The organism is Rhizobium sp. F40D2 (genome assembly GCF_051810745.2).
GTDB lineage: Bacteria > Pseudomonadota > Alphaproteobacteria > Rhizobiales > Rhizobiaceae > Rhizobium.
This window is the reverse complement of sequence record NZ_CM131436.1, coordinates 2,722,484-2,735,877: the sequence shown is the minus strand read 5'-3', so window position 1 is coordinate 2,735,877 and position 13,394 is coordinate 2,722,484. Positions and strand designations below refer to the sequence as shown.

11 protein-coding genes and 1 tRNA gene are annotated in these 13,394 nt (G+C 60.7%); 8 read left to right on the top strand and 4 right to left on the bottom strand.

Features of this window, described 5'->3' with window-relative positions:
- Window positions 1-35 precede the first annotated feature (35 nt).
- Entirely contained in the window at window positions 36-314 is a 279-nt protein-coding gene (locus tag ACS4RS_RS13055) for a hypothetical protein (RefSeq protein WP_439010646.1), read from the bottom strand.
- A 219-nt stretch (window positions 315-533) separates the two neighbouring features.
- Between ACS4RS_RS13055 and iolG the strand changes: the two genes are divergently transcribed.
- Entirely contained in the window at window positions 534-1,526 is a 993-nt protein-coding gene (gene iolG / locus ACS4RS_RS13050; RefSeq protein ID WP_439010647.1) for an inositol 2-dehydrogenase, read from the top strand.
- An 886-nt stretch (window positions 1,527-2,412) separates the two neighbouring features.
- Window positions 2,413-2,856 (top strand): aminoglycoside 6'-N-acetyltransferase, encoded by a 444-nt coding sequence (aac(6'), locus tag ACS4RS_RS13045; protein ID WP_439011833.1) that lies wholly within the window; start codon window positions 2,413-2,415, stop codon window positions 2,854-2,856.
- Window positions 2,857-2,874: 18 nt separating this feature from the next.
- Here the strand turns inward: aac(6') and ACS4RS_RS13040 are convergent, their stop codons facing one another.
- Window positions 2,875-4,098 carry an ROK family protein gene (locus tag ACS4RS_RS13040; protein ID WP_439010648.1) on the bottom strand — a complete coding sequence of 408 codons (1,224 nt, stop codon included), beginning with the start codon at window positions 4,096-4,098 and terminating at the stop codon, window positions 2,875-2,877.
- 291 nt (window positions 4,099-4,389) lie between these two features.
- Between ACS4RS_RS13040 and xylF the strand changes: the two genes are divergently transcribed.
- The 6 genes from xylF to ACS4RS_RS13010 all read left to right on the top strand — a co-directional run bounded on the left by xylF (window position 4,390) and on the right by ACS4RS_RS13010 (window position 10,518).
- Window positions 4,390-5,430 carry a D-xylose ABC transporter substrate-binding protein gene (gene xylF / locus ACS4RS_RS13035; protein WP_439010649.1) on the top strand — a complete coding sequence of 347 codons (1,041 nt, stop codon included), beginning with the start codon at window positions 4,390-4,392 and terminating at the stop codon, window positions 5,428-5,430.
- A gap of 262 nt (window positions 5,431-5,692) precedes the next feature.
- Window positions 5,693-7,006 carry an ABC transporter permease subunit gene (locus ACS4RS_RS13030; protein ID WP_439010650.1) on the top strand — a complete coding sequence of 438 codons (1,314 nt, stop codon included), beginning with the start codon at window positions 5,693-5,695 and terminating at the stop codon, window positions 7,004-7,006.
- A 14-nt stretch (window positions 7,007-7,020) separates the two neighbouring features.
- Window positions 7,021-7,803 carry an ATP-binding cassette domain-containing protein gene (locus tag ACS4RS_RS13025; RefSeq protein WP_003592835.1) on the top strand — a complete coding sequence of 261 codons (783 nt, stop codon included), beginning with the start codon at window positions 7,021-7,023 and terminating at the stop codon, window positions 7,801-7,803.
- A gap of 205 nt (window positions 7,804-8,008) precedes the next feature.
- Window positions 8,009-8,085: transfer RNA gene (locus ACS4RS_RS13020), tRNA-Arg, on the top strand.
- Between the two features lie 179 nt (window positions 8,086-8,264).
- Window positions 8,265-9,413 (top strand): DUF262 domain-containing protein, encoded by a 1,149-nt coding sequence (locus ACS4RS_RS13015; protein ID WP_439010651.1) that lies wholly within the window; start codon window positions 8,265-8,267, stop codon window positions 9,411-9,413.
- A 79-nt stretch (window positions 9,414-9,492) separates the two neighbouring features.
- Complete coding sequence (locus tag ACS4RS_RS13010; RefSeq protein WP_439010117.1) at window positions 9,493-10,518, top strand: IS110 family transposase; 1,026 nt, start codon at window positions 9,493-9,495, stop codon at window positions 10,516-10,518.
- Window positions 10,519-10,781: 263 nt separating this feature from the next.
- Here the strand turns inward: ACS4RS_RS13010 and ACS4RS_RS13005 are convergent.
- A protein-coding gene (locus ACS4RS_RS13005) for an IS3 family transposase (RefSeq protein ID WP_439011834.1) occupies window positions 10,782-11,971 on the bottom strand; the annotation gives its coding sequence in 2 pieces (ribosomal slippage) (window positions 10,782-11,719 and window positions 11,719-11,971; 1,191 coding nt in all).
- 308 nt (window positions 11,972-12,279) lie between these two features.
- Complete coding sequence (locus ACS4RS_RS13000) at window positions 12,280-13,305, bottom strand: IS110 family transposase (protein ID WP_439010117.1); 1,026 nt, start codon at window positions 13,303-13,305, stop codon at window positions 12,280-12,282.
- Window positions 13,306-13,394: the final 89 nt, after the last annotated feature.

Genomic DNA, 13,394 nt, shown 5'->3' with positions numbered 1-13,394 from the left:
CCCGGAACCGCTGCACACTTCCGGGCGACATTGCATTAGAGCCCGTCCTTGGACGATTTCTCCGTGGATATCTCCGCCGGCTCTTCGTCTTCATCTGCCTGAGGCTCGGCCGTCGGCTCGACGGTCGCCGGCTGCGGCTTGAAGGTCCAAAACAGCATATAGAAGGAATAGGCGCCCGCCGCGGCCGAGAGCACCGCCCAGAAGGGATCGCCGCCAACGATCTCGAACGCCGCCCAGCCGAAGCAGACGGCAACGATGGCGACACGCACCCAAAGGCGCCGGTATGCCGGATGGTTCGGATCAATCAGTTGCATCTCTGCCCCGCGGTCGGATATGTCGTGCATACCCCGGCATGTGCCGCACATGCCCCTGGCATGTGCGGCACAGCCATCGGCATGTGTCGCGCTTGTCTTTAGTTGGAATCTTGCAAATGTGAAAGAGCCGCGGGCTTGACGCCGCGTGGAGAAGATGGAATGAAAATTCCAGATTTTGGGTAATTCGGTTTATTTGTTCCGAATTCAACGGAGGTTGCTATGACAGTGAGATTTGGTCTTCTCGGCGCCGGCCGCATCGGCAAGGTTCATGCGAAAGCCGTCAGCGGCGACGCCAATGCGACGCTGGTCGCGGTGGCCGACGCCTTTCCGCAGGCGGCCGACGCCATTGCTTCGGCCTATGGCTGCGAAGTCCGCACCATCGAGGCGATAGAGGCAGCCAAGGATATCGACGCCGTCGTCATCTGCACGCCGACCGACACCCATGCCGACCTGATCGAGCGCTTCGCCCGCGCCGGCAAGGCGATCTTCTGCGAAAAGCCTGTCGATCTCGACGTCGCCCGCGTCAAGGCCTGCATCAAGGTGGTGGAAGAGACCGGCGCCAAGCTGATGGTCGGCTTCAACCGCCGCTTCGACCCGCATTTCATGGCGGTGCGCAAGGTGATCGACGACGGCAAGATCGGCGATGTCGAAATGGTGACGATCACCTCGCGCGACCCCGGCGCCCCGCCGGTCGATTACATCAAGCGCTCGGGCGGCATCTTCCGCGACATGACGATCCACGATTTCGACATGGCCCGCTTCCTGCTCGGCGAAGAGCCGGTGTCGGTGCTGGCAACCGCCGCCGTCCTCGTCGACAAGGCGATCGGCGAAGCCGGCGACTATGACAGCGTCTCGGTGATCCTGCAGACCAAATCCGGCAAGCAGGCCGTCATCTCCAACTCCCGCCGCGCCACCTATGGCTACGACCAGCGCATCGAAGTGCACGGTGCGAAGGGCATGGCCGCGGCCGAAAACCAGCGTCCGGTCTCGATCGAAGTGGCAAACGGCGACGGTTATACCCGCCCACCGCTGCATGATTTCTTCATGACCCGCTATACCGAAGCCTACGCCAACGAAATCGCCGCCTTCATTGCCGCGATCGAAAAGGGCACGAAGATCTCGCCTTCCGGCGCCGATGGCCTGGCGGCTCTGGTGCTTGCCGATGCGGCGGTGCAGTCGGTCAAGGAAGGCAAGCTGGTCAAAGTTGGCTGACGGCTGGCTTTTGATTGGGTGATATAGATGGCCGGGCGTTTGCCCGGCCGTTTTTCGTTTGTGTATGGCCCCGTTGTTTGCTCCGGCTCCCCACCCTCTGTCATGCTCGGCCTTGAGCCGAGCATCCAAGCCGCATGCATCGGCAGTCGTGGCATGGATCCCAGGCTCAAGGCCTGGGATGACGGAGAGTGAGGGTGCGTTTGCGCCAAACTCGCCGTCAGTAGGCTCGAATCTGTCGCAAAGTCTCTGGCGGGTGAGCTATCTCCAGCGACTTTTGCCCCTCCCTCCGTCATGCTCGGCCTTGAGCCGAGCACCCACGCCGCATTCACCGGCAGTCGTGGCATGGATCCCAGGCTCGAGGCCTGGGATGACGGAGGGTAGGGTTGCGTTTGCGCCAAACTCGCCCTCAGCGCAGCGGATGAGGCGTCATCGGGCGGGCGCTATGACAGCCACGAGAAAGCACCCCGCGCCATCCGAAATATCGACAGCCTGTTTGGCGGCAGCGCACCTCCAACCTCTGTCATTCCAGGCCTTGAGCCTGGAACTCATGGCCGCAGCCGACCCGGGCGCAACGGGGTAAGCCCCCTCCCCGTTGTGGGGAGGGGTTGGGGCGGGGTCTTAGGCAGCCACATAGCACGGCGGACGCGACCTGCTGGGGTCGGGACGCGACCTCTCTCGCCCTCATTCCTGTGCCCGTCACAGGAATGAGGGTGCAAGAGGAGATGCGACCTGCTCATCGTCGGTGGTGGATGCGGTGTGGATACTCGGCTTAACGGAGGGTGGGTGGCGCTCTAGGAGATATTCACGGGGCGGCGCTATCTTCGTGAAGCATCTGTGTCGCTTCAATCGGGATTTTGTCGACAGGAGGGATCGCAATATGGAATCGATGATCGAGATTGGGACTATAAAAGATGCCGAGCCATGGGCGCGGCTTCGCCTTGCGCTATGGCCGCATCACTCGCTTGAAGATCATCGCGCTGAGTTGGGCCGGGCGTTTCTGTCAGACAGTGGAGAAGCCGTCGCGTTCATCGCTCGAAATGCTGCGAATGAAGCTGTCGGGTTTGCGGAGGCCACGTTGCGACATGATTATGTGAATGGATGCAGCAGCTCGCCCGTTCTGTTCCTCGAAGGGATTTATGTCCGGCCGATTGACAGGCGAAAGGGTATCGCAGGATCGCTTTGCAATGCCGTTGCGGATTGGGGAAGGTCGCGTGGGTGTGTTGAGTTTGGCTCTGACGCGCCGCTTGAGAATTCAGCGAGCCACGCGCTCCATACCGCTTTAGGATTTGAGGAGACACAGCGCGTCGTGTTCTTCCGAAAGCCACTATAGGCCGGTGTCGGGGGTGCTTTAATCCCCGCCCTGCCCCCCCGAGATCACGATATCCTCGTCGATTACCGAGAGCGCCCGGTTGAGATGGCCTTCGAACACGAGGATCGGTTCGTCTGCCACCACGCGAATTTCCGGCATGCCTTCCATGCGCACGATGTGCGACTGCCCCAGCCCTTCTTCGATGCCCTGGCGCAGCAGGTCGTAATAACGGGTGCCCGGGCCGGTGATGGCGATGGGCATGCGTTCGGTGAGGCTGAGCATGCGCGACAGGCCGTTGCCGAGCGCAAGGCCCGCCTGGCGGAAGGCGATGGTGGAGGTGCGGTGGCCCTGGCGGGCCTTGGCGGCGATTTTATCGAGTTCGGTGACGGGGACGAATTTCGCCGGGATCGTGTCGAGCGGCACTTCGAAGGCGCTGCGCAGGATGGCGTAGAAGCCGGCATAGGCTTCGATGCAGCCGCGGGTACCGCAGCGGCAGAGGCCGCCACCCGCCATGTGCAGCATGTGGCCAAAATTGGGGGCCGAGATCTCCTGGCCGGTCTGGCCGCCGCGCCTGACGATGCCGAGGCCGATGCTGTGTCCGAGCGAAAGGGCGGCGAGCGAGCGGAAATCGGCGCCCTTGACGATCTCTTCGCGGGCGCCGAGGGCGGCTGCGACCAGCAGTGTTTCGTTGTCGAGGATGACCTTGGCCTGCCAGTCCGGCCGCAGCACCGATTCGAAATCGATCTGATCGCTGCCGAAGATCGGCGACCACAGAAGGACCGGCTCGGTGGAATTGACCAGTCCCTTGCTGCTGATCGAGATTAGCAGCACTTTTTCCTGCGTAATTCTGGAGCGCTCGAGAATGCGCGAGAGACCGGCGCGCACGCCTTCAACGAAACGGGCCGCACCCGAGGGATCATGCGAGCGCTCCTCGCTGAAACGGTCGATCAGCTTGCCGGCATAATCCACCAGCGAATATTGCACGGCATCGGACGAGATGATGACGACGATGAGATAGCCGCAATCGCGGCGCTGGCGCAGAAGCACGCGCGGGCGGCCGCGGCCGCTCGCCGCCTGCTGCTCGGATTTTTCGATGATATGGGCGCGCTCCAGATCGGCCGTGATCGCCGAAATGGTGGCCGAGGAAAGGCCGGTGAAATCCGATATTTCGGTATGGGCGAGCGCACCGTGACGGCGCAGCACGGACAGCACGAGCACGCTGTTTCTCTGCCGGACCAGCTCCGTGCTCGACTTGGTCAGCATGAATGCCGCCCTCTCCTTCCCGCTAAAATTCAAAAGTTAGAGCATGATATCATGAGAAAACCGCTCACACTTTTCGGCATCATGCTTCTCTCCGCCCTCGCTTCCACTGCATCGCCGGCCGTCGTTCCGCAAGGAAAATAAAGCTGACGGCCCAGTGTTGACAGCCGAAAAAATCTCTGACATCAAATTTCTCGACTGTCGAGAAAATAATCCGAATTTCCCTCGACAGCTTTTCGCGGTGGCCGGAGGAAGCATGGGCTGGGCCGGTCGCAACTCACTCGGGAGGACATTATGAAGTCTATTTTTAAATTGATGGCAGGCGCGGCCATTCTCGTTTCCGTGCATACCGCGGCCTTGGCTGCCGATCTCGTCGTCGGCGTTTCCTGGTCGAATTTCCAGGAAGAGCGCTGGAAGACCGACGAAGCCGCCATCAAGAAGGCTCTCGAAGCCAAGGGCGCCAAGTATATTTCCGCTGACGCGCAGTCCTCGGCCGCAAAGCAGCTGACCGACGTCGAATCGCTGATCTCGCAGGGCGCCAACGCGCTGATCATTCTCGCCCAGGATTCCGACGCCATCGGCCCGGCAATCGAAAAGGCTGCTGCCGAAGGCATCCCGGTCGTCGGCTACGACCGCCTGATCGAAAACCCGGCTGCCTTCTACATCACCTTCGACAACAAGGAAGTCGGCCGCCTGCAGGCCGAAGGCGTCTTCAAGGCGAAGCCGGAAGGCAACTACGTCTTCATCAAGGGCTCATCCTCAGACCCGAACGCCGACTTCCTGTTCTCGGGCCAGCAGGAAGTGCTGAAGGCCGCGATCGACGCCGGCAAGATCAAGAATGTCGGCGAGGCCTATACCGACGGCTGGCTGCCGGAGAACGCCCAGCGCAACATGGAGCAGTTCCTGACCGCCAACAACAACAAGGTTGACGCCGTCGTCGCCTCCAATGACGGCACGGCCGGCGGCGCGATCGCAGCGCTCGACGCGCAGGGCCTCGCCGGCTCCGTTCCGGTTTCCGGCCAGGACGGCGACAAGGCGGCGCTGAACCGCATCGCTCTCGGCACACAGACGGTTTCCGTCTGGAAGGACAGCCGCGAACTCGGCAAGCGCGCTGCCGAAATCGCTCTCGACCTCGCCGGCGGCAAGGACATGGGCAAGATCGACGGCGCCCAGGCTTTCAAGGGCGGCCCGAAGGGCGTGGAAATGCAGTCGGTTTTCCTGAAGCCGCTGGCGATCACCAAGGACAATCTGAACGTCGTCATCGACGCCGGCTGGATCTCCAAGGCTGAAGCCTGCCAGGGCGTCAAGGCCGGCACGGTCGCCGCCTGCAAGTAAGCAAGCTTCGAACGAAATTGCCGGCGCCGCAGCGGAAAGACCGTTGCGGCGCCGGATGCGGATGAGAACTTCGACCACAGAGCTTTCTCCGCCTCGCCGCACCATCGCGGACCTGCATTCCCTGCCGGAAGGGTGTCGCGACGCCACGCCACGGTTTCCGGAAGCATCGCGATGGTCAGTTGAAGAACAGACGAATGACGCCGCCCAGAGTTTCGGGCACGCCGGCGCAGCCGTCCAAACATAATGGGGGAACGGCAAACCCATGGCCGAAATGGTAAAATCAACAGCATCAAGCGGGCCGCGAACGGCGGAAGCCAATCCGGTGACCCGCTTCTTCCGCGCGACCGAGATCGACACGCGCCTGCTCGGCATGATCGGCGCGCTGATCATCATCTGGATCGGTTTCCACATCATCACCGGCGGCCTGTTTCTGACCCCGCGCAATCTCTGGAACCTCTCGGTTCAGACGACCGATATCGCGATCATGACGACGGGCATGGTGCTGATCATCGTCACCCGCAACATCGACCTTTCTGTGGGGTCCGTGCTCGGCCTCTGCGGCATGATCATGGGGGTGACCCAGGCGAAAATCCTGCCTGAGTATATCGGCTTCGACAGCCCCTTCACCTGGGCGATCACGCTGCTGGTCGGCATTGCGGCAGGTTTCCTGATCGGCGCCTTCCAGGGCATGATCATCGCCTTCCTGAACGTTCCCTCCTTCATCGTCACCCTCGGCGGCCTGCTGGTCTGGCGCGGCGCGACCTGGCTCGTCACCAGCGGCCAGACGGTTGCCCCCATGGACCAGACCTTCCGCATCATGGGCGGCGGCGCGGAGGGCTCGATCGGCGCCACCTGGAGCTGGATCGTCGGCATCGCCGCCTGCCTGTTCGTCATCGCCAGCATCATCGGCTCGCGCCGGCAGCGCCGCCGCTTCGGCTTTCCGCGCCGGCCGATCTGGGCTGAATATTTCCTCGCCATCCTCAGCTGCGTGCTGATCCTCGGCGCCGTCTGCATCGCCAACAGCTATTACTGGCCGATCAACATCGCCAAGAAATATGCCGAGACCAACAATATCCCCTGGCCCGAAACCGGCCTGGATATTCCCTACGGCATCGCCGTGCCGGTGCTGATCGCCATCGTCGTCGGCATCATCATGACCTTCATCGCCACAAGGCTGCGCTTCGGCCGCTATGTCTTCGCAATCGGCGGCAACCCCGAGGCGGCCGAGCTCGCCGGCATCAAGACCCGCTGGGTGACGGTGCGCATCTTCGCGCTGATGGGCGTTCTTGCTGCCATTGCGGCGGCGATTTCCACCGCGCGGCTCAACGCCGCAACCAACTCGCAGGGCACGCTCGACGAGCTTTACACCATCGCCGCCGCCGTCATCGGCGGGACGTCGCTGGCGGGCGGCACCGGCACCATTGCCGGCGCCATGCTCGGCGCGCTCGTCATGCAGTCGCTGCAATCGGGCATGGTTCTCGCCCATGTCGACACGCCGCTGCAGAGCGTCGTCGTCGGCACTGTCCTCGTCGTGGCGGTCTGGCTCGACACCGTCTATCGCGCCCGTGCCAAGTGAGAGGAGCCCTAGACATGGCTGATCAACGCACTCCCCTTGTGGAACTGAAAAACATCTCGATCTCCTTCGGCGGCATCCATGCCGTGGACAATGCCTCGGTCGATCTCTACCCCGGCGAAGTGGTCGCCCTTCTCGGCCACAACGGTGCCGGCAAATCGACGCTGATCAAGATCCTCTCCGGCGCCTATAAGCGCGACAGCGGCGAGATCCTGATCAATGGCGAGCCGGCCGACATCCGCAACCCGCGCGACGCCAAGAAATACGGCATCGAGACGATCTACCAGACGCTTGCCGTCGCCGACAATGTCGACGCCGCCGCCAACCTCTATCTCGGCCGCGAGCTGAAGACCCGCTGGGGCACGCTCGACGACGTGGCGATGGAAGCCTCGGCACGCGAGGTGATGGGGCGGCTCAACCCCAACTTCAAGCGCTTCAAGGAGCCGGTGAAGGCGCTTTCGGGCGGCCAGCGGCAATCGGTGGCGATCGCCCGCGCCATCCTCTTCAACGCCCGCATCCTGATCATGGACGAGCCGACGGCAGCCCTCGGCCCCCAGGAGACGGCGCAGGTGGGCGAGCTGATCAAGCAGCTGAAGAAGGAGGGCATCGGCATCTTCCTCATCAGCCACGACATCCACGACGTCTTCGACCTCGCCGACCGCGTTTCGGTGATGAAGAACGGCCAGCTCGTGGGCCACGCCCGCACCGAGGATGTGACCAAGGACGAAGTGCTGGGGATGATCATCCTCGGCAAGGTGCCGCCCAAGGCCATCCCCGGCCCCGGCGCCATGCAGATCTGACCGCTGTAAGGCGCGCCCTGCCCCAGACAACCCGCTCCGCCGCCCGCAAGGCCGGCGGAGTTTTTCGTTCAATCCCGAGACTGACGAATAAAAACACCCTGCAAACCGCAAGCATTGGTATTTCTGAGAATTTCGCGATTGAAGCCGGCCGCAAGCTAGGCTAAGAACCACCCATCGGACAGGCGATTCAAACCGCCTTCGGCATGCACCCGTAGCTCAGCTGGATAGAGTGTTGGATTCCGATTCCAAAGGTCACAGGTTCAGATCCTGTCGGGTGCGCCATACTACCGGACGAGATTCGAACTGCCGGGTGGTGATAGCGCATGATGCTTCACAACACTTTGCCAAATGCTCCGGTTTCAGAAGTAAACAACTCACCTACATCTCTCTGTGCGACCCCCGATTGCAACGTTATGATGAATGCGGACCTGTGATTCGCTTAGGGCGACTTAGGAAAGTGGGTGGGTATCGTGGCCGGAAATGTTAATCTTGACGCACTTTTGTCCCGCGAGGATTTTGAGGTCGTCAGCTCCAATGATGATGCACCCGTGCCACAAACGATTAGCTCGCGTGATTTGGAGATCAACGCTTTCTTCTATCTCGCCTTGCGGAAACCCGACTTTCAGCGCGAAACTTCAGAGTGGGACGCGAAGAGGGTGGTCGGGCTGATAAGAACATTCATCGATGGGCACTTGATCCCAGCGGTAATTCTCTGGAAGCATAAGGACCTCCTATTTGTAATCGATGGTTCTCATCGGCTCAGTGCACTCATCGCTTGGGTTCAGGATGACTATGGCGATGGCGAATTATCTCAGAAATTTTTCGGCCACGCCATTCCCCAAGAACAACTCGAATTTGCGAAAAAAACACGCGAACTTGTGTCTAAGGAGATCGGTTCTTACAAAGATTTTGTAAAAGCGGCGCAGAATCCCAGCGACTTCGGACCTGATATCGTTGCGAAAAGTCGCGCGCTGGGAAGCCGGGTACTAAGTTTGCAATGGGTCAGAGGTGATGCTGCAACGGCCGAAGATTCATTCGTTCGAATAAATCAGCAAGCCGCCCAAATCACTCCACAAGAATTAAGCCTGATAAGGGGTCGACGAAAGCCCGATGTAATGGCAGCCCGCGCGATTACTCGTCGAGGCACAGGCCACCAATATTGGTCGGGATTTGGGGACACTGAGCAAGCTGAAATCAAATCGCTTGCTGCAGAGATTTACGCTCTGCTCTTCGAGCCTTCGATTTCCTATCCTATCAAGACCGTTGATCTTCCTGCTGGTGGCTCGGTTTACGCGGCGCCCACGCTGAAAATGATCCATGATTTTGTGCTCCTAGCCCAGGGCACCATCGATGAAGCCGAGGATAGCAGGGGGCATCGGACAGTGGAGTTTCTGCGGCGGACCAAACGTGCCGCTGAGCTAATAATAAGCAACAAGCCAAGTTCGGTCGGCTTGCATCGGGCTGTTTACTTCTACTCGTGGACTGGAAAGCAGCAGCCAATTCTGTTTCTGACGATGGCCTCTCTGATCATCGAGCATGATCGAAACAAAACCCTTCCCGCGTTCACGGAGGCGCGGGGGGAATTGGAAGCTTTCATCATATTGACCTGATGTGGTGGACGGCCTCCGCTCCCGGCATCGCAATGTGCCAAAGTGTGGCTGTCGAAAGTCACATAAGGGAGAGCCGTCCATGGAGAAGATTACCACAATTGGTCTGGATATCGCCAAGCATGTATTTCAGGTTCACGGGATCAATGGTGCTGGCGCGACGGTGAGCCGCCGCAAGCTGCGCCGCGACGATGTCGTTGGATTCTTCAAGGCATTGCCGCCATGCCTGATCGGAATCGAGGCATGCGCGACTGGACACCACTGGGCTCGGGTTCTTATGGCGCTGGGTCACGAGGTTCGGCTGATGCCGGCGTCTTACGTCAAGCCATACGTGAAGCGGCAGAAGAATGACGCGACGGATGCCGAGGCGATTTGCGAGGCGGTGACGCGGCCGACGATGCGGTTTGTCCCTGTGAAGAGCGAGGAGCAGCAGAGTGTGCTGATGCTGCATCGGGTCCGCGAGCTTTTGATCCGGCAGCGGACAATGCTGGTAAACGCCTTGCGCGGCCACTTGGCGGAGTTCGGCATCGTAACGCGACAGGGCATTGCCGGCGTCGGAATGCTGATCGCGTTGGTCGAAGATGGTGATCACGATCTCATCCCGCCGCTCGCGCGGTCCGCGCTTCTTCCGCTGATCGGGCAGTTGCGGGAGGTGCACGAGAAGGTTAGCGAGCTGGATCGCCAAATTCATGCTTGGCATCGCTCGAACGAACTGAGCCGCCGCCTTGAGACGATCCCTGGAATTGGCCCGATCACTGCCAGCGCAATTGCCGCGACGGTGACCGACGCGTCGCTCTTCAAATCCGGCCGACAATTGGCGGCCTGGATAGGCCTGGTGCCGCGGCAGAACTCATCAGGTGGCAAGGACCGCCTCGGAAGGATCAGCAAACAAGGCGATCCCTATCTCCGCCGGCTTCTCGTTGTGGGCGCGCATGCGGTGCTTCGTTTCAGCGGCAAGGCTAAAGTTGCACCGACGCGTTGGGCGGCCGAACTTCTGGTGAAGAAGCCGTACAACGTCGTCGCTGTTGCTTTGGCCAACAAGATGGCGCGGATCGTCTGGGCGTTGATGACGACGGGCAGGCGCTTTGAGGCAACCGCCGCCCTTTGAATGCTCACAGAGGATGCAGAAATTGGTGAGGTGCTGATGGCGTGATGGCGAACGGTCGAGCCGGGATCGGACAAACCCGATCAGTGGGTGCCGCTTGAAAGCGCGTTGACCTGTCTGGGATCCGATCAGCGGACTACATCAGGGCCAGCGGCATGAACGCGCCGCAATCAAAGGCCGTATACATGCCTGCACCCGACCAATCTGCCAGAAATACTACACTGCCCCTTGCCACGCGGAGGCCGTCCATACATGCCACTGAACTTTCATCCAGCTGCGATTAGAGCCTCGGCGGATTTCAATACGCCAAGTGGCGCGGTGTGAGCAACCGGCGGAAACGCGAAGCTTTCATCTTGCGTAGTGTTGGAGCCGGTTGCGGCGATGGACCCGGCATAGTCTGCCGGGGTCTGGTATCCGAGCGATGAGTGCGGCCGGAAATTGTTATAATCCTCAGCCCACTCGGCAATGGCACTGCGGGCATGATCGAGGCCGAAGAACAAGCTCTCGTTGAGCAACTCGTCGCGCATCCGGCCGTTGAAGCTCTCGACATAGCCATTCTGCATCGGCTTTCCCGGCGCGATGTAGTGCCACTCGACCTTGTGATCCTTCGACCAGGCAAGGATGGCATTCGAGGTGAATTCGGTGCCGTTGTCGGAGACGATCATTCCCGGCTTGCCGCGTCGTTCGATGAGGGTCGTCAGTTCGCGAGCGACGCGGCGGCCGGAGATCGAGGTGTCCGGGATTGCTGCCAGGCATTCGCGCGTCACGTCGTCGACAATGTTGAGCATGCGGAAGCGTCTGCCGCAGGCAAACTGGTCGTGCACGAAATCCAGCGACCAGCGGGAATTGGCCTTCGCTTCGACCAGGATCGGCGCACGCATGCCAACAGCACGCCGCCGGGCTTTACGCTTGCGCACAGTAAGACCTTCCTCGCGATAGAGCCGATAGATGCGGTTGACCCCGGACGGCTCTCCCTCCCGCCGAAGCAGGACGAACAGCCGCCGGTAGCCGAAACGCCTTCGCTCATTGGCGAGGTCGCGCAGCTTCGTCCGTAATTCTACCTCCGGCGGTCGGCAGGACCGATATCGCACCATCTTGCGATCGGCAGATATGATCTGGCAGGCCCGCCGCTCCGAAAGACCCATGACGGTCTTCAGATGCGTGACGGCGTCACGCTTGGCGGCAGGCCCTACCATTTTTTTGCAAGAAGCTCGCGGAGCGCTGCTGCGTCCAACATCTGTTCGGCCAGCAGCTTCTTCAGTCTCGCGTTCTCGTCCTCAAGCGCCTTCAGCCGCTTCGCCTCGGAGACTTCCATGCCGCCGTATTTGGCCTTCCAGTTGTAAAACGTCGCTTCTGAAATCCCGTGCTTGCGGCAGAGGTCGCCTGCCTTCGCGCCAGCCTCCTGCTCCTTCAGCACCGCAATAATCTGCTCTTCCGTAAATCGCTGCTTCTTTATTCGTCCGTCCTTCAATGGGCCGGACTCTTATCCATTCTGGAGGAAATTCGCAGTGGCATGTATGGACGGCCTCCGCGTGGCAAGGGGCAGTGTAGTATTTCTGGCAGATTGGTCGGGTGCAGGCATGTATACGGCCTTTGATTGCGGCGCGTTCATGCCGCTGGCCCTGATGTAGTCCGCTGATCGGATCCCAGACAGGTCAACGCGCTTTCAAGCGGCACCCACTGATCGGGTTTGTCCGATCCCGGCTCGACCGTTCGCCATCACGCCATCAGCACCTCACCAATTTCTGCATCCTCTGTGAGCATTCAAAGGGCGGCGGTTGCCTCAAAGCGCCTGCCCGTCGTCATCAACGCCCAGACGATCCGCGCCATCTTGTTGGCCAAAGCAACAGCGACGACGTTGTACGGCTTCTTCACCAGAAGTTCGGCCGCCCAACGCGTCGGTGCAACTTTAGCCTTGCCGCTGAAACGAAGCACCGCATGCGCGCCCACAACGAGAAGCCGGCGGAGATAGGGATCGCCTTGTTTGCTGATCCTTCCGAGGCGGTCCTTGCCACCTGATGAGTTCTGCCGCGGCACCAGGCCTATCCAGGCCGCCAATTGTCGGCCGGATTTGAAGAGCGACGCGTCGGTCACCGTCGCGGCAATTGCGCTGGCAGTGATCGGGCCAATTCCAGGGATCGTCTCAAGGCGGCGGCTCAGTTCGTTCGAGCGATGCCAAGCATGAATTTGGCGATCCAGCTCGCTAACCTTCTCGTGCACCTCCCGCAACTGCCCGATCAGCGGAAGAAGCGCGGACCGCGCGAGCGGCGGGATGAGATCGTGATCACCATCTTCGACCAACGCGATCAGCATTCCGACGCCGGCAATGCCCTGTCGCGTTACGATGCCGAACTCCGCCAAGTGGCCGCGCAAGGCGTTTACCAGCATTGTCCGCTGCCGGATCAAAAGCTCGCGGACCCGATGCAGCATCAGCACACTCTGCTGCTCCTCGCTCTTCACAGGGACAAACCGCATCGTCGGCCGCGTCACCGCCTCGCAAATCGCCTCGGCATCCGTCGCGTCATTCTTCTGCCGCTTCACGTATGGCTTGACGTAAGACGCCGGCATCAGCCGAACCTCGTGACCCAGCGCCATAAGAACCCGAGCCCAGTGGTGTCCAGTCGCGCATGCCTCGATTCCGATCAGGCATGGCGGCAATGCCTTGAAGAATCCAACGACATCGTCGCGGCGCAGCTTGCGGCGGCTCACCGTCGCGCCAGCACCATTGATCCCGTGAACCTGAAATACATGCTTGGCGATATCCAGACCAATTGTGGTAATCTTCTCCATGGACGGCTCTCCCTTATGTGACTTTCGACAGCCACACTTTGGCACATTGCGATGCCGGGAGCGGAGGCCGTCCACCACATCAGGTCAAT